Raw genomic sequence first — 15,158 nt, forward strand, 5'->3', positions numbered from 1 at the left:
AGATGGCGCTCAACGACGATATCCGTCTGCTGTCGCAATTGCCGCTGTTCCACGGCATGGGCGATGAGCCATTGCGGTTGATCGCCTTCGGCGCCGACCGCCGTCATGTCACGACCGGGCTTACTCTGTTCCGCGAAAAATCGCCGGCCGAATGCGCCTATGTCATCGCCCACGGCAGTTTCGAGCTGAGCACCCTTGATGCTGACGGGCAACCGCATGTCGAGGCCACCGTGCACGCCGGTGCCATGCTCTCCGAGCTGGCGCTGGTGACGCTGGTGGAGCGCAAATATACCGCCGTGGCGCTGGAGGACTCCGATGTCATCCGCATCACACGCGCGCTGTTTCACCGGCTGATCGAGGAATATCCCGACGCCGGTCTGCTCATCCAAAACCGCGTCCGCGAAAATTTCGCCGTTCTCGCCAAGCAGGCCGCGGCGTTACTGCATCGCTTTTCCTGAGACTCCGGCCTCGGCGATTGCGGAACCGGAGGCCGACCCTCGTGGTTCGAGACTCCGGCCTTTGGCCTGGCAGCTCTTGAATTCAGTCTCAGAGATTGAAATGCGCGGTCACCGGCACATGGTCGGACGGGCGGTCCCAGCCGCGCGCCGCTTTCAGGATTTCGATGCGCTGCAGATGCGGGCCGAGATCGGATGACGACCAGATGTGGTCGAGACGGCGACCGCGATCGGCCGCTTCCCAATCCTTGGCGCGGTAGCTCCACCACGTATAGAGCTTCTCGTGCTCCGGTACCTGCTGGCGCATCAGATCGAGCCAGGCGCCGCGCTTCATCACCTCGATCAACCCGTCGGTTTCAACCGGCGTATGGCTGACGATCTTCAGCAATTGCTTGTGCGACCAGACGTCGTGTTCGAGCGGCGCAATGTTGAGATCGCCGACAAGGATCGCGGAGGTGTTTGGCTCGGCATTGGCATGCAGCCGCTTCATCTCCTCGATGAAGTCGAGCTTATGGCCGAATTTCGGATTGATCGTCCGATCCGGCTCGTCGCCGCCGGCCGGAACGTAGAAATTATGCAGCCGGATACGCCGGCCGCCGCGTTCGAAGATCGCTGAGATATGTCTGCTATCGCCGACATTGCAATAATCCTGCCGATGATCCTCGGTCAGCGGGAAGCGTGAGGCGATGGCGACGCCGTGATAGCCCTTCTGGCCATGGACGATGATATGCTCATAGCCGAGCGCCCGCAGAGGCGACAGCGGGAAGAGCTCGTTCGGAACCTTCGTTTCCTGCAGGCAGAGAATATCGGGGCGGGTCTGCATCACGAACTGCTCGACGATCGGCATGCGCAGCCGCACCGAGTTGATGTTCCAAGTCGCAATCGAAAATCCCATGCCCAAACCCTTATCTCTAATCAGGCTAGGGATTTAGACCGGCAGGGAGAGAAAAGGAAGATCATTCAATCTCTTCTCCCCGCCCCATCATGGATGGCAGGACATCACCGGTTCGCGCCGGAATAATCGATCCGGAAAACGCTGTCGTCGAAGGACAGATTGGTCTTCACATTGTTGATGATGACATCGGTCGTCTTGCCTTGGGGGTCGATGACGGTCCATTGGCGCAGGTCGTAGGTCTTGGAATCGAAGATCATGGCGATGGTCGAATCACCGAAGACGGTGCGATTGCCGAGCGTGATCTTGGTCAGGTCCGGCTGCGCGTCGACATTGCGCACCATGTCGGCGGAAAGGTCGATCTTGTTGGCGAGCAGCAGGCTCAGCGGCGTCTTCGAGAGCTGATACATGTTGTTCGTGTGCGTCTGGTCGTTGATGACCTGCACGTTGTTGCCGTCGCAGATAACGCGCATGCGGGACGGCGGGTCATAGTTGAAGCGCATCTTGCCGGGGCGCTGAATGAAAAAGGAGCCGCTCAACTGGTCGCCACGCGGCCCGATCTGCAGGAAGCCGCCCTTCATCGTCTTAATGGACGAGAAATGATCGGCGATCGCCTGTGCAATGCCGGGATTGAGACCTGCAGCCTGCGCCTGCGCAAAGGCCGCAACGGGTGCCGCGCCTGCCGCACCCGCCGCCAGCACAGCGCCGAGGAAGTGACGGCGGGTGAGGTTCAGGCGGGTCGAGGGCTGTGCATCGGTCTTTTTCATCGAATTCTCCTTCAATGCTTTGTCCATGGCGCGCAAAATCGGCGTCTTCATGGCGCTGCGGCCCATGCTCGATCACGAGCCGCGATCAAATCTCCGAAAGCATATTCGGGATATGTGACATGGGGCTCGCGAACCCTTAGCGATCGAGAACATCCGCTTCGGTCGGCACGAGAATCTCGCGCTTGCCGGCGTGGTTGGCCGGGCCGATCAGGCCTTCCTGCTCCATGCGCTCGATCAGCGAAGCGGCACGGTTATAACCGATGCCGAGGCGGCGCTGGATGTAGGAGGTGGATGCCTTGCCATCGCGCAGCACGATCGCCACGGCCTGGTCATAGGGATCCTCCGAGTCGGAAAGGTTGGCCGTACCCGCCGGACCGTGACCATCGTCGTCGTCATCGTCGTCGGCAGTGATCGCATCGAGATATTGGGGAGAGCCCTGCGTTTTCAAGTAGGAGACGATGTCTTCCACTTCGCCATCGGCGACGAACGGACCGTGGACACGCTGGATGCGTCCACCGCCGGCCATATAGAGCATGTCGCCCATGCCGAGGAGCTGTTCGGCGCCCTGTTCGCCGAGAATCGTACGGCTGTCGATCTTCGAGGTCACTTGGAAAGAGATGCGGGTCGGGAAGTTCGCCTTGATCGTTCCGGTGATGACGTCGACGGACGGACGCTGCGTCGCCATGATGACATGGATGCCGGCGGCGCGGGCCATCTGTGCCAGACGCTGCACGGCGCCTTCGATATCCTTGCCGGCGACCATCATCAGGTCGGCCATCTCGTCGATGATGACGACGATGTACGGCATCGGCTTCAGATCGAATTCCTCGGTCTCGTAGATCGCCTCGCCGGTCTGGCGGTCAAAGCCGGTCTGCACGGTCCGGCTGATTGCCTCGCCCTTCGCAACGGCCTGCTCGACGCGAGTGTTGAAGCCGTCGATGTTGCGCACGCCGATCTTCGACATCTTCTTGTAGCGCTCTTCCATCTCACGGACGGTCCATTTGAGAGCGACTACGGCCTTCTTTGGATCGGTAACGACGGGCGAGAGCAGATGCGGGATGCCGTCATAGACGGAGAGTTCGAGCATCTTCGGATCAATCATGATCAGGCGGCATTGCTCTGGCGTCATCCGATAGAGCAGCGACAGGATCATGGTGTTGATGGCGACGGATTTACCCGAACCGGTGGTGCCGGCAACGAGCAGATGCGGCATCTTGGCGAGATCGGCGATGACGGGCTCGCCGCCGATCGTCTTGCCGAGCGCCATGGCAAGCTTGGCCTTCGAGCTTTCAAAATCGCGGCTGGCGATGAGTTCGCGCAGGTAGACGGTCTCGCGCGTGGAATTTGGCAGTTCGATGCCGATGGCATTGCGGCCGGGGACGACGGCGACGCGAGCGGCAATCGCGCTCATCGAGCGAGCGATATCGTCGGCAAGACCGATGACGCGCGAAGACTTGATGCCTGGTGCAGGCTCGAGTTCATAAAGCGTCACGACCGGGCCGGGACGGACGTGGATGATCTCGCCCTTGACGCCGAAGTCTTCGAGCACGCCTTCGAGCATGCGGGCATTCTGCTCCAGAGCATCGGAAGACAGCGTTGCGTCCCGCACGATCGTCTTCGGCTCGGCGAGCAGATGCACGGCCGGAAGCTGGAAACCGTATTGGCGGATGAAGGAGGTCTGCGCCTCGCGCTCGGCGCGGATGCCGGGTTTCGGGCGGGCGGCGGCAGGAACGACGCGGTGGCCGGCATGGCCGCCGGGAACTTTCGGCGAAGCGGCACGCAGCGCCCACTCGTCCTCCTCATCATCCGGCAGAATGCCGGCCGGGCGTGGCAGCTCGCGCTCGTAGGACGGATCATCGTCCTCATCCTCGTCATCGTCGATGCTCATCGATGGCGGAGAAACGACGCGGCGCGGCGCCGGACCGTCCATCGAAGGTTCGACGCGTTCGCCGCGGACAACAGGCGCCTTGGCGCGCACCGGCTCGTTCAGCGTGCCGAACTCGTCGTCGTTGAAGTCGTAAGGCGCATCGAAGGCGTGGTCGCGGCGCTTGCGCGGACCCATGCCGAACAGGCGACGAAGACGCGCCTGCGTATTGTACCAGGCATGCATGAGAGCGCCGAAGGCCAGGAAGCCGCCGCGATCGTCGTCTTCATCGTCATCACCGACGTTGCGCGCACGGCTCTGCGTGTTTTCATATTCCTCTTCATCCTCCTCGTCTTCCGGCAGGCTGCGGCCGAGAACGCCGGCAGCAAACAGCATGAGCCAGGCGGCCGGAATCGCGAGAATGGAGCCGAAGACGGTGGCGAAGACGCCGCTTGGATAGGTGCCGATGAAAAGAGCAGGGAAGCGCAGAAGGATGTCGCCGATGACGCCGCCGATACCGTTCGGGATCGGCCACGTCGGAGGCGCCGGGAAGCAGGCGATGGAACCGGCGGCAACGATAGCCCCGCCGACCCAGGCGCCGAGACGAGCCGGTACGCGATGGATTCGCCGGTTGGAAATCAACGCGAAAGCCCAGGCGACGACCGGCAGCAGCGCGACGACGGAGGCAAGCCCGAGCGCCTGCATCATGATGTCGGCAAAGGCAGCTCCGGAAAAACCCAGTATGTTCGTCGGCGTATTGCTCGTGGCATAGGAATAGCTGGGGTCCATGACGTTCCATGTCGCCAGTGCCGCAACGGCAAGCGCCAGCAGGAACAGCAGCGCGAAGCCGCTGAGGCCCCTCACCTGCCGCCAAACCACTCCCGAAAGCGAGAGACGGCCGGAAGGACCGCCCAACGCTGCCGAATTGCTTCTGCCCATATTATCCAGCCCGTTCTTTGTCGAAAGCACCCGCGAATCGGCCTCATGGCCGTTCACAAAATACGTCAGCTCTAGCTAATCAGAGGAGGGTTAATGCCATGTTAACCATGCGCGTGCGGCGGGCGAATCAATGAAATATGGGCGCGTGGCAGGCGATCGCGCGAACAAAAAAAGCCCGAACCGAGGTCCGGGCCAAGAGCGGCTCATCCTTGATAAATGAACCGCGACGGGATGTTCAGCGGCGCCGGAAACTTTGTTCCGGCGCCGCAAGCTCCAAATTAGGAATTGTGATAAGCGGCTTCGCCGTGGGAGGCGAGGTCGAGACCTTCGCGCTCGGCTTCCGGCGACACGCGCAGGCCGACGATCATATCGACGATCTTGTAGAGGATCGCAGAGCCGACGCCTGACCAGACCAGCGTGGTGAGAACGCCCTTCAACTGAGCGAGCAACTGGGTTGCGGTGCCCGGATAGGAGGCTGCGAAGTCGGCCGTCGAATAGTCGACGATGCCCGCACCACCAAGAGCCGGGTTAACCAGGATACCGGTTGCCAAAGCGCCGAAAATACCACCAACGCAGTGGACACCGAAGACGTCAAGGCTGTCGTCGTAGTTGAACTTGTTCTTCACGACATCGACGAAGAAGTAGCAGATCGGCGAAACCAGCAGGCCGAGGACGATGGAGCCCATCGGGCCGGCAAAGCCGGCAGCCGGCGTGACGGCGACGAGACCAGCGACGGCACCCGAAGCTGCACCGAGCATCGAAGCCTTGCCGCGGGTGAAGGTTTCAACGACGCACCACGAAAGAGCGGCGGCAGCGGTGGCGACGAAGGTGTTGATCATCGCAAGCGAAGCATAAGCGTTGGCTTCGAGGTTCGAGCCGGCGTTGAAGCCGAACCAGCCGACCCACAGCAGCGAAGCGCCGACCATGGTGAGCGTCATCGAATGCGGAGCCATAATCTCCTTCTTGTAGCCGGTGCGCTTGCCAAGCATGATCGCGCCAACCAGACCGGCGATACCGGCGTTGATGTGAACGACCGTACCGCCAGCGAAATCGATCGCGCCGAAGCCGAAGACCATGCCCGTCGGAGCCGTGTAAGAGCTCGGACCGCCCCAGAACCAGACCATATGAGCGATCGGGAAGTAGATGACGGTAACCCACAGGAAGACGAAGAGCATGACGGCCGAGAACTTGATGCGCTCGGCAAAGGCGCCGACGATCAGGGCCGGCGTGATGCAGGCAAAGGTCATCTGGAAGCAGACATAGGTGAGCTCAGGAATACCGACGCCCTTGGTGAAGGTTTCGACGAGATCCTTCGGATCGGTGCTGACGCCGGCAAGGAAAGCCTTGGAGAAGCCGCCAACGAAGCTGTTCAGCGAACCGCCGTCGGTGAAGGCGAGCGAGTAGCCGTAGACGCACCAGATGATCATGACCATCGCGGTGATCATGAAGACCTGCATCAGGACGGACAGCATGTTCTTGGCGCGGACGAGACCGCCGTAGAACAGCGCCAGGCCGGGAATGGTCATCAGGAGAACGAGAACCGTGGAAACCAGCATCCAGGTGTTGTCACCCTTGTCCATGGTCATTGCCGGCGCTGCGGCAGCGGCGGCCGGGGCTGCGGCCGTCGTGGCTTGCTGCGCAAAGGCAACTGCCGGCGCGAGCAAAGCCGCAGAAAGCGCGCCTACCCGTGCGAGAGTGGAGGAAAGCTTTGTAGATGTCATTGCAAATAACTCCCTGATCGGCCGTTTCTTACAGCGCTTCTGAATCGGTTTCGCCCGTACGGATGCGCACGGCATGGTCAATCGAGTAGACAAAAATCTTGCCGTCGCCGATCTGTCCGGTCTTGGCGGACGCGGCGATGGCTTCCACTGCCTTGTCGACGATTTCAGTTGCGACCGCGACTTCGATCTTCAGCTTCGGCAGGAAGCTGACGGCATATTCCGTGCCACGATAGATTTCGGTATGTCCCTTCTGACGCCCGTAACCCTTCACTTCGGTCACAGTCAGGCCTTGGATGCCGACAGCCGTGAGAGCCTCACGGACCTCATCGAGCTTGAACGGCTTGATAATGGCCATCACAATTTTCATCTGGTTTCCCATCCTTTGTTTACCCTCGGCACGGAGCCGATTCTCCTTGCCGCTGACGACTGTTTCAGCAGCGACCGAAGGTACACATTCAAGGGACGTGCCAGATTCGTGACACTATTGTAATTTATTGAAATTTAAGGTGTTTTCGTAAGACACCTAATAAAGCGGCAGATCGCGGCAAAGCTCACGCACAAATAATATGCAAATTTGTAAAATTGCCCATCAATTAATCATTTGCCTTTTTACGAATCAACCCTTCCTGGGCCACCGACGCAACCAGGACACCAGACCGCGTAAAAAGACTACCACGGGCCAAGCCGCGCCCGCCCGAAGCACTCGGGCTGTCCTGAGTGTAAAGCAACCAGTCATCAAGCTGGAACGGCCGGTGAAACCACATGGCATGATCGAGGCTCGCGACCTGCAGGCCCTGATCGAAAACCGAGGTGCCATGCGCATGCAGCGCTGCGTCGATGAGCGTCATGTCCGAGAGATAGGCAAGCACGGCATTCCGATAGAGCCGGTCATCCGGCACCGGTCCGGTCAGGCGAACCCAAATATCCTGCCGCTGACTGGGCTCGGTACGGGAGAAATAATGATCGAGTGATACCGGCCGGATTTCGATCGCGCGTTTCCGCTCCCAATAGCGGCGCACATTCTCCGGTGCGTTGGCGATATAGCGTTCCTTGATCTGTTGTTCGTCCATAAGCTCTTCCGGAGCCGGCACCTGCGGCATCTCGCTTTGATGCTCGAAACCGGGCTCGTCGACCTGGAAGGACGCCGTCATCGCGAAGATCGCCTTGCCGTGCTGGATCGCCAGCACGCGGCGCGTATTGAAACTCGAGCCGTCCCGCAGCCGGTCAACCTGGTAGAGGATCGGGACGGCGGGATCGCCGGGGAGCATGAAATAGGCATGTAGCGAATGCACGAAGCGCTCGCCCGCCACCGTCCGCTGTGCTGCCATCAAGGCTTGGCCGATCACCTGCCCGCCGAAGACGCGCTGCCACCCGACCTGCGGACTGTTGCCGCGAAACAGGTTCATCTCGATCGTTTCCAGATCGAGCGTCGCGAGCACGACTTCCATGGCGGTCTGTTTCTCGTTCTCGCGCGACATTTTGATTGAACTCCGACGGTAGGAACCACGAATGGGATGCTCTATATAGAACAGGAAATGACAGTAGGACACGGGGAAGCGCTATGTTGGACATGCTGGTAGTGGGTGGCGGTTATGTGGGTCTCGCCGCCGCAGTCGCCGTCAAGCAGGCAGCGCCCCATCTTGACGTCATGGTCATAGAGGCCGCCCCGGAAACCGCCTGGAAGAAGGACATGCGCGCTTCGGCGATCATCGCCGCCGCCTCGAAGATGCTGGAGGTTTTCGGCATCTGGGACGAGATCAAGCCGGAAGCGGAACCGATCACCCGCATGATCGTCACCGATTCGCGCACCGGCGATCCCGTGCGCCCGGTCTTTCTCACCTTCGACGGGGAAGTGGCGGAAGGGCAGCCCTTCGCGCATATGGTCCCGAACCTCGCCATGGTCGGCGCGCTGCGTGGCGCCTGCGAACGCCTGGGGATTACGATTCGCCACGGCGTCAGCGCCACGGACTTCAAGACCGGCGACGCAAGCGTTACGCTGACGCTCTCGGACGGCAGCACACTGGAAGCAAAGCTGCTGGTCGCCTGCGACGGCGTGCGCTCCAAACTTCGCGACATGGCTGGAATCAAGACCGTAAACTGGGACTATGGCCAGTCCGGCATCGTCGTGACCGTCGAGCACGAGCGGCCGCACAATGGCTGTGCCGAGGAGCATTTCCTGCCTTCCGGCCCCTTCGCCATCCTGCCGCTGAAGAACAATCGCGCCTCGCTCGTCTGGACCGAGCGCACATCCGACGCCGACCGGCTGGTCGCCGCCGACGATCTGGTGTTCGAGGAGGAGTTGGAGCGCCGTTTCGGCCACAAGCTCGGCGCACTGCACACCGTCGGTGACCGCCGCGCCTTCCCGCTTGGCCTGACGCTCGCCCGCGCCTTCGTCGCGCCGCGCTTTGCGCTCGCCGGCGATGCCGCCCACGGCATCCACCCGATCTCCGGCCAGGGCCTCAATCTCGGCTTCAAGGATGTTGCGGCATTGGCGGAAACCGTCGTCGAAGCAGACCGCCTTGGCCTTGATATCGGCTCGATCAACATTCTCGAACGCTACCAGACCTGGCGGCGCTTCGACACCTTCCGCATGGGGGTGACCACCGACGTGCTGAACCGACTATTCTCCAACGACATCACGCCATTGCGCGTCGCCCGCGATTTCGGCCTCGGCCTCGTCGACCGGCTGCCGCAACTCAAATCCTTCTTTATCGGCCAAGCCGCCGGCACCGTTGCCAGGGATAATCCGCGGCTGCTGGCGGGCGAGGCTATCTGAGGTCCTTTTACCTTTGCCGGTAACGCCGCCTCAATCCTCTAAGCGCCGCGCCTCCGAGATCAGCATGATCGGAATGCCGTCACGGATGGGATAGGCGAGCCGTGCCTTTTCCGACACCAGCTCGTTCTTTTCGCGATCGTAGCTCAGCCGTCCCTTGGTAAGGGGGCAGACGAGGAGATCGAGCAGTTTTGGGTCCACTTTGCTGACGGTGATGTCCATCGCACCCCCTTACTGCATGACCGAATCGGTATCGCCGAAGCGGGCGAGGACGATTTCGATGATGGCGATGAAAGTTTCCGCCCGCGTCTTCAGGTCGGGCGCCTCCAGCAGCGCCTGCTTCTCGGCGGGATCGAAGGGCGCCATCATCGCCAGCGAATTCACCAGCGTCATATTGCTGGCGCGCTCCACGCTCTCCCAATCCGCCTCCAGCTTGTTGGCATCGAGATAAGCCCGGAAGGCCGACAGCAGCGACGACCGATCGACGCTGTCCTCTTCGTCGCGCGACTTGAGGTCGGAAATGAAGGGGGTGATGCGGAAGCTGCGGTATGGATGGTGGCCGGTGATCTCGTCCATCAGCCGGAAACGGCAGATGCCGGTCAGCGAGGTGATATAGCGGCCATCGCCCGTCTCGGCGAAGGATGTGATGCGCCCAAGGCAGCCGACATGCGAAAGATGCGGCGTTTCCGGCGGCTCACCGAGCGCCGGCTGCACGACGCCGACCAGCCGGTTGCCGGCCATCGCGGCATCGAACATCGAAAGATAGCGCGGCTCGAAGATATTGAGCGGCAATTGCCCGGTCGGCAGAAGTAGAGCGCCGGACAGAGGAAAGACAACCACCGATTCCGGCAGATCGCTTGGCTTCAAATATCTGGCATTGCCGACTTGCATGATTTTCGTCCCGCTACTCACTACGCCGCTCGTTTTGAGATGCGTAAGAACGATACCCAACGGACATTGTTCCGTCACACGCCACGCCACAGGACAATGTGAGCCCCTCTCCCGAAAACACAAGAGGATTTCCGGGCAAAACGCCGAAGCATTCCGCTTTCCTGTTCAAGCGAGGCAGGCGCTGCGCACCGGATAGAGCACCCGGTTTTCTCCCGGACACTCCCTCGAACGCACAACGCTTAGGAAAACAGGATCGACGAAAGCTTGCGGCGCGCGGCAATGGTCGCCGGGTCCTTCGGACCCCAAACTTCGAAGAACTGCAGCAACTGACGGCGCGCGCCATCGTCGTCAAAAGCTCGGTCGCGGCGCATGATCGTCAGCAGATGCTCGGCGGCCTCATCACGCTTGCCCTCGACATTGCGGATCTTGGCGAGTTTGACCCGCTGCTCGTGATTGTCGGGATTGAGCACCAATTCCTGCTCGAGCGTCACGGGATCGCCGAGCTTGCGGGCTTCCTCGATCTGATCGAGCTTCTTCACCACGGCCTGGATGCCGGCATCGTTGGCAAGCGTTTCCGGCAGATCGGTCAGCGCTTCGCGCGCCCTTTGGCTCTGGCCGGCGGCAATCATGCACTCGGCCATGCCGGCCAGCGCCTTGGCATTTTCCGGATCGGCCTGCAGCACCGCGCCGAACAGCTCGGCGGCGCCATTGATATCGCCGCCAGCGAGAAGGCCGGCCGCCTCTTCCAGAATCGCTTCGATCTCCGCCGCCTGATCGCCGGCGCCGTCAGCCGGACCGCCGAGGCGATCGATGAACTGGCGAACCTGGCTTTCGGGGACAGCGCCCATGAAACCGTCGGCCGGGCGGCCGTTGACGAAGGCGATGACCGCCGGGATCGACTGGATGCCGAGCTGACCGGGAATGGCCGGATGATCGTCGATGTTCATCTTGACCAGCTTGACGCGGCCCTTGCCCTCGTTGACGACCTTTTCCAGAACCGGCGTGAGCTGCTTGCACGGGCCGCACCAGGGCGCCCAGAAATCCACCAGAACCGGCTGGTTGCGCGATTCCTCGATAACGTCCCGCGCGAAATTCGCCGTCGTGGTGTCCTTGATGGGCGAAGCGCCGCCGGATGCGACAGGTGCGGCACCATAGGACGCCGAAGCCGACATCTGGCCGCCGAAGGAAGCGTTATAGGGATTGTTTGAACCGCTCATGAGTGTCTCCCGCCTGCCGGTATCCTGGACCTTTTAAAGCATGATTCCAAAAGGAAAGAAGAAGCTTTCGGATAAAATCACGCCCAATGGAATAGCCTGAGCGACAGGACAATTCGAAGATTAAGTCATCTCGCTCTAATCGTAGCGCTAAAATCGTATGTCAGCCCGTCACTTTCAAGACTAGCGGCGTATGACCCGTCGCTTCCATGAAGCGCACGAGATCGCCGCTGCCAAGCGAGGTCGTCGCATCGTTCGACAACGGATGGCAATTGATGATGTCATGTTCCATCAATTCGGCATCGATCACAAAGGTGACGTTGTTGCCCGTATCGTTGATCGCCCCGAAGGCCGTCACCGCGCCGGGAATGACGCCCAGATATTCTAACAGCTTTTCCGGTTTACCGAAGGAGACTTTGCTGGCCGCACCGATCAGCGTGTGCACCGTCTTCAAATCGACGTTCGCATTCTCCTCGACCGTCAGCAGGAAGAAATTGTCCTTCTTGTCCTTTACGAACAGGTTCTTCGTATGCCCGCCGGGGATTTCGTCGCGCAGCGACACCGATTCGGCAACGGTGTACACCGGCGGATGATCCTTGGTGCTATGGGCAATGCCGAGGCCATCCAGGAAACGGAGAAGATCGTCGCGGGTTTTCGGGCTGTTGTCGGTCATGGGGGGTCTCGCAATAAAAATGACCCGCCCCTGATACGTCGCCCGCAAATCCATTGCAATCTTCCAGACGACAAAGCCAGGCGTTCCGGGGCTTTCCGGCAGGCGACGAAAAAAATACAGATTTTTCTTCGCGACCTCGTCATTTCCCTGTTGCATTTGAAAAATGGTTAGGCCATATAGCGCCCGTCGCCGCAAGACGACGCCCAGCGGTCCAACACACTACCCCGGACGGTTGCGGATATGAGCGGGTGTAGCTCAGGGGTAGAGCACAACCTTGCCAAGGTTGGGGTCGAGGGTTCGAATCCCTTCGCCCGCTCCAGTTTTACAAAAAATCGGTTAGTTTGGAATGGCCTTTTGGGGCCATTTGGCGTTTGCCGCGAGGCTGGTCGCTTTTCGGCAAGCGGCTTGCAGGCTGCGAATTCATTCAGCCGGTGATGCGAAACCCTGTTGGCATCTCCGCGAGCGTAGTCGGTTGTTTCTCCACGCTAGAAACCGATGCGCCGGGAGGTCCATGCCAGAAATGCTCCATCATGGTCGAAATCGCGGCATCAGGTCCGGCAATCAAAGCGGCGACGGACCCGTCCGATTCGTTGCGGACCCAGCCTGCCAAACCGAGCCTCAACGCCTCGTTTCGCGTCCAAACACGGAAACTGACGCCCTGTACCCGACCGGTTATCCGCACCAGGGCAGTCTCATAATCATCGGACATAGCGACACCCATCTGGCAACAGCATTAGAATGCCAATCCGCGAAGCAGTGCGCAAGAGATGTCCAATGCCCACGAAAGCCGTCTCCGGCCGATGTCGGCGGGCCTCCTGATGGTCATCGCATCAATCGGGTATGAAACTGCGCAGCGCGAAATAAGCGACTGCTCCGGTGACGATCGCAATCGCCGACGCCTGCGCCAAGGCCATGCCGTATTCCCGCGTGCCGGATGAGAAGGCCAGCGCCGCCTTCGTCACCACATTGATGACGACGGCAATGAGGATGACGTCGGCAGCTGTCTTGACGTCGATCGCCGAACCCGCAAGCCGCGCGGTTGAAAGCGTGATCGCGTCCACATCCACCAGCCCGGAGATTGCCGCCACCACGAAAAGTGCCGATGTGCCGATATAGGCAATCGTCATTTTCGATATGAGGCTGATCAGCCCGAGCAATGCGGCGAATGAAAACACCATGCTCAATTCGAACGGGTTCTTCAGCGTAATTTCCGGCACATCCGTTGCAGCGCTGGAACGCCAGACCCAGAGGAAACCGGCAATCAGGAAGCCGATAATCGCCGGCACCAAGCCGGATGCCAGTGGCACGAGCAGGTTGAAGGAAAGGGCACTGCCGACGACCAAAACGCGGGCGAAGGACAAGGCGCCGGCAATGGCCGCCCCAGCGGCCAGATGTGCCGAGCCCTGCGGTGCCTCCTTAGAATGGCGAGCGAAGGAAAGCGTCAGCGCCGTCGAGGAGACCATTCCTCCGGCAGCACCGGCCAGCAACACGCCGCGGCTCGTGCCCGTCACCTTGATGGCAACGTAGCCAGCAAAGGAGAGGGCGGCGATGGTAATGGTCAGCAGCCATAGAGAGAACGGGTTGAGCGCTCCCCAAGGATCAAGCGCCCTGTCCGGCAGCAACGGCAGCGCAATCACAGTCATCGCCAGCAGCACCAGCGCCGAACGCAGTTCCGGCCAGGTCAGCCCTTTAAGAAAGCCATGTAGGCTATAGCGTGCGGCAAGAATTACCGTCGTAGCGACGCCGCCGGCTGCCGCAGTCACGATGTCGCCAACGGCAGCCAGAACCCCCAGACCGAAAACGACGAGCGCGGCAACGACCGAGGTGATGCTGTAATCCTCATCCTCCTTCGTTTCCTGCCACTTGCCGGCGATGTAGATGAGGCCGAGCAGGACGGCGATCGTGGCCGGCAGCAATGGGCCAATCATGGACTGCAATATGCCGGCTATTCCGCCAAGAAAGCCGGTGAGGCCGAACGTGCGGATGCCGGCCGTTCTGCCGCCTGCCCGAACGTCACGCTCCTGCCAGCCTCGCTCGACGCCGACGAGCAGGCCAATCGCAAGCGCTACGCCCAGGCGTTGGAAGATTTCGGTGTGTTCCATGGCATAACGATAGGCCAGTTACGCCCGCGCGCAATCCATCTTTGAAGAGACAACCTCGGCATAGCCATCGCCGCCCGGCGGCTAAGCATGTCGCGCAAAAGTGCGCAGCGGTTTTGCGATAACGACATGCGCAAAATCAAAGACCTAAAGCGCAAGGAGCGAATCCTAGAGATCGCGATGCGCTTTAGAAAAACAGCCGTTTCAAACTCGCTTCGTTTTTCACGCCGTGTTGATAGAAATCGATGATGGATGCGGCAAGCTCCTCGCACCGTTCGTCATCCTTGATGCCCTTTTCAACGCAGATCTGGTCGAACACGCGCTGGCAGATTTCGATATCGTCATTCTGCAACGGGATCTTACTTGCCAACACCAAACCGCGGATCATGAACTGCCCCTTAGTCGTCATAACCAAAAAGCGCCCCGCCTGAGGAGCCTCTGGCAGGGCAATGAAGGAAATGCATGAGACTTGTTGAGTTTAGCGCAGACATGATGCGAATCAAGAAAACCGCGCGTTTAGCTTCGCAGTCGCGACAATGTGAAGAGCCGGGGTTTCGACGAACCCCGGATGTCGATCCTGCTCAAATCATGGATATGCGTCAGATTTCATGCAACGCGCGGGTCAAATGGCTGCGGCAATCCGACAATTTATGTGCCTTGAGGGAATCCGTTGCCAGCGTCAATTGTCTCAATGCGATTTTCTTATGGGCCGCATCGGGGATCGCGTCGGCCTTCGTCTGCGTGTCCGCGATCGTGGCCGCATTGCATTCAGCCCCTGGCTTGCTCATGGGCGAACTCGCAGCATAGAGCGGTGCAACGCTTGCTGCGAGGAAGAGGGCTGTGGCTAAAGCTGGTTTCAGCATTTTGCTA

General features: G+C 60.3%; 16 protein-coding genes and 1 tRNA gene. 4 read left to right on the forward strand and 13 right to left on the reverse strand.

The features are described from left to right. Positions 1-2 precede the first annotated feature (2 nt). Positions 3-458 carry a cyclic nucleotide-binding domain-containing protein gene (locus tag C9E91_RS18140; protein WP_107109664.1) on the forward strand — a complete coding sequence of 152 codons (456 nt, stop codon included), beginning with the start codon at positions 3-5 and terminating at the stop codon, positions 456-458. Positions 459-546: 88 nt separating this feature from the next. Here the strand turns inward: C9E91_RS18140 and C9E91_RS18145 are convergent, their stop codons facing one another. The 6 genes from C9E91_RS18145 to tesB all read right to left on the reverse strand — a co-directional run bounded on the left by C9E91_RS18145 (position 547) and on the right by tesB (position 8,116). After that, a complete protein-coding gene (locus tag C9E91_RS18145; RefSeq protein ID WP_107109665.1) occupies positions 547-1,350 on the reverse strand; it encodes an exodeoxyribonuclease III in 804 nt (267 codons plus the stop codon). A 104-nt stretch (positions 1,351-1,454) separates the two neighbouring features. Beyond that, positions 1,455-2,114 carry an outer-membrane lipoprotein carrier protein LolA gene (locus C9E91_RS18150; protein ID WP_107109936.1) on the reverse strand — a complete coding sequence of 220 codons (660 nt, stop codon included), beginning with the start codon at positions 2,112-2,114 and terminating at the stop codon, positions 1,455-1,457. A 136-nt stretch (positions 2,115-2,250) separates the two neighbouring features. Beyond that, the gene (locus tag C9E91_RS18155; protein WP_107109666.1) at positions 2,251-4,917 is read right to left on the reverse strand and encodes an FtsK/SpoIIIE family DNA translocase; all 2,667 of its coding nucleotides are present in this window, start codon (positions 4,915-4,917) and stop codon (positions 2,251-2,253) included. Between the two features lie 278 nt (positions 4,918-5,195). Next, positions 5,196-6,638, reverse strand: a complete 1,443-nt coding sequence (locus tag C9E91_RS18160; protein WP_107109667.1) for an ammonium transporter — start codon at positions 6,636-6,638, stop codon at positions 5,196-5,198. A gap of 28 nt (positions 6,639-6,666) precedes the next feature. After that, positions 6,667-7,017 (reverse strand): P-II family nitrogen regulator, encoded by a 351-nt coding sequence (locus C9E91_RS18165; RefSeq protein WP_181316108.1) that lies wholly within the window; start codon positions 7,015-7,017, stop codon positions 6,667-6,669. A gap of 214 nt (positions 7,018-7,231) precedes the next feature. Beyond that, entirely contained in the window at positions 7,232-8,116 is an 885-nt protein-coding gene (gene tesB, locus C9E91_RS18170) for an acyl-CoA thioesterase II (protein WP_107109668.1), read from the reverse strand. A gap of 83 nt (positions 8,117-8,199) precedes the next feature. On the opposite strand from tesB, the gene C9E91_RS18175 reads away from it, so the two are divergent. Continuing rightward, complete coding sequence (locus C9E91_RS18175; protein WP_107109669.1) at positions 8,200-9,414, forward strand: ubiquinone biosynthesis hydroxylase; 1,215 nt, start codon at positions 8,200-8,202, stop codon at positions 9,412-9,414. Positions 9,415-9,444: 30 nt separating this feature from the next. Here C9E91_RS18175 and C9E91_RS18180 read toward each other — a convergent pair whose 3' ends face one another. The 4 genes from C9E91_RS18180 to C9E91_RS18195 all read right to left on the reverse strand — a co-directional run bounded on the left by C9E91_RS18180 (position 9,445) and on the right by C9E91_RS18195 (position 12,189). Then, positions 9,445-9,633 (reverse strand): Trm112 family protein, encoded by a 189-nt coding sequence (locus C9E91_RS18180; protein ID WP_107109670.1) that lies wholly within the window; start codon positions 9,631-9,633, stop codon positions 9,445-9,447. A 9-nt stretch (positions 9,634-9,642) separates the two neighbouring features. Beyond that, positions 9,643-10,302, reverse strand: a complete 660-nt coding sequence (locus tag C9E91_RS18185) for an LON peptidase substrate-binding domain-containing protein (protein ID WP_107109671.1) — start codon at positions 10,300-10,302, stop codon at positions 9,643-9,645. Between the two features lie 239 nt (positions 10,303-10,541). After that, entirely contained in the window at positions 10,542-11,519 is a 978-nt protein-coding gene (gene trxA / locus C9E91_RS18190) for a thioredoxin (protein WP_107109672.1), read from the reverse strand. Positions 11,520-11,679: 160 nt separating this feature from the next. Continuing rightward, positions 11,680-12,189 (reverse strand): prolyl-tRNA synthetase associated domain-containing protein, encoded by a 510-nt coding sequence (locus C9E91_RS18195; RefSeq protein ID WP_107109938.1) that lies wholly within the window; start codon positions 12,187-12,189, stop codon positions 11,680-11,682. A gap of 244 nt (positions 12,190-12,433) precedes the next feature. Between C9E91_RS18195 and C9E91_RS18200 the strand changes: the two genes are divergently transcribed. Beyond that, positions 12,434-12,508, forward strand: a tRNA-Gly gene (locus C9E91_RS18200). Between the two features lie 105 nt (positions 12,509-12,613). Here the strand turns inward: C9E91_RS18200 and C9E91_RS18205 are convergent. The 3 genes from C9E91_RS18205 to C9E91_RS18215 form a co-directional block, all read right to left on the reverse strand. Beyond that, complete coding sequence (locus C9E91_RS18205) at positions 12,614-12,898, reverse strand: acylphosphatase (protein ID WP_107109939.1); 285 nt, start codon at positions 12,896-12,898, stop codon at positions 12,614-12,616. Between the two features lie 121 nt (positions 12,899-13,019). Further along, the gene (locus tag C9E91_RS18210) at positions 13,020-14,291 is read right to left on the reverse strand and encodes an MgtC/SapB family protein (RefSeq protein ID WP_107109673.1); all 1,272 of its coding nucleotides are present in this window, start codon (positions 14,289-14,291) and stop codon (positions 13,020-13,022) included. 184 nt (positions 14,292-14,475) lie between these two features. Then, entirely contained in the window at positions 14,476-14,676 is a 201-nt protein-coding gene (locus C9E91_RS18215) for a hypothetical protein (protein ID WP_107109674.1), read from the reverse strand. Between the two features lie 74 nt (positions 14,677-14,750). On the opposite strand from C9E91_RS18215, the gene C9E91_RS19895 reads away from it, so the two are divergent. Next, positions 14,751-15,095 (forward strand): hypothetical protein, encoded by a 345-nt coding sequence (locus C9E91_RS19895; RefSeq protein ID WP_146144006.1) that lies wholly within the window; start codon positions 14,751-14,753, stop codon positions 15,093-15,095. The last annotated feature ends 63 nt before the right edge of the window (positions 15,096-15,158 follow it).

Source organism: Rhizobium sp. SEMIA4064, from assembly GCF_003025035.1.
Taxonomy (GTDB): domain Bacteria; phylum Pseudomonadota; class Alphaproteobacteria; order Rhizobiales; family Rhizobiaceae; genus Rhizobium; species Rhizobium paranaense.

Coding starts and splice junctions, on each gene's coding strand:
- C9E91_RS18140 (WP_107109664.1), top strand. CDS start 3: ATGGCGCTCAACGACGATATCCGTCTGCTGTCGCAATTGCCGCTGTTC.
- C9E91_RS18145 (WP_107109665.1), bottom strand. CDS start 1,350: ATGGGATTTTCGATTGCGACTTGGAACATCAACTCGGTGCGGCTGCGC.
- C9E91_RS18150 (WP_107109936.1), bottom strand. CDS start 2,114: ATGAAAAAGACCGATGCACAGCCCTCGACCCGCCTGAACCTCACCCGC.
- C9E91_RS18155 (WP_107109666.1), bottom strand. CDS start 4,917: ATGGGCAGAAGCAATTCGGCAGCGTTGGGCGGTCCTTCCGGCCGTCTC.
- C9E91_RS18160 (WP_107109667.1), bottom strand. CDS start 6,638: ATGACATCTACAAAGCTTTCCTCCACTCTCGCACGGGTAGGCGCGCTT.
- C9E91_RS18165 (WP_181316108.1), bottom strand. CDS start 7,017: ATGGGAAACCAGATGAAAATTGTGATGGCCATTATCAAGCCGTTCAAG.
- tesB (WP_107109668.1), bottom strand. CDS start 8,116: ATGTCGCGCGAGAACGAGAAACAGACCGCCATGGAAGTCGTGCTCGCG.
- C9E91_RS18175 (WP_107109669.1), top strand. CDS start 8,200: ATGTTGGACATGCTGGTAGTGGGTGGCGGTTATGTGGGTCTCGCCGCC.
- C9E91_RS18180 (WP_107109670.1), bottom strand. CDS start 9,633: ATGGACATCACCGTCAGCAAAGTGGACCCAAAACTGCTCGATCTCCTC.
- C9E91_RS18185 (WP_107109671.1), bottom strand. CDS start 10,302: ATGCAAGTCGGCAATGCCAGATATTTGAAGCCAAGCGATCTGCCGGAA.
- trxA (WP_107109672.1), bottom strand. CDS start 11,519: ATGAGCGGTTCAAACAATCCCTATAACGCTTCCTTCGGCGGCCAGATG.
- C9E91_RS18195 (WP_107109938.1), bottom strand. CDS start 12,189: ATGACCGACAACAGCCCGAAAACCCGCGACGATCTTCTCCGTTTCCTG.
- C9E91_RS18205 (WP_107109939.1), bottom strand. CDS start 12,898: ATGTCCGATGATTATGAGACTGCCCTGGTGCGGATAACCGGTCGGGTA.
- C9E91_RS18210 (WP_107109673.1), bottom strand. CDS start 14,291: ATGGAACACACCGAAATCTTCCAACGCCTGGGCGTAGCGCTTGCGATT.
- C9E91_RS18215 (WP_107109674.1), bottom strand. CDS start 14,676: ATGATCCGCGGTTTGGTGTTGGCAAGTAAGATCCCGTTGCAGAATGAC.
- C9E91_RS19895 (WP_146144006.1), top strand. CDS start 14,751: ATGAGACTTGTTGAGTTTAGCGCAGACATGATGCGAATCAAGAAAACC.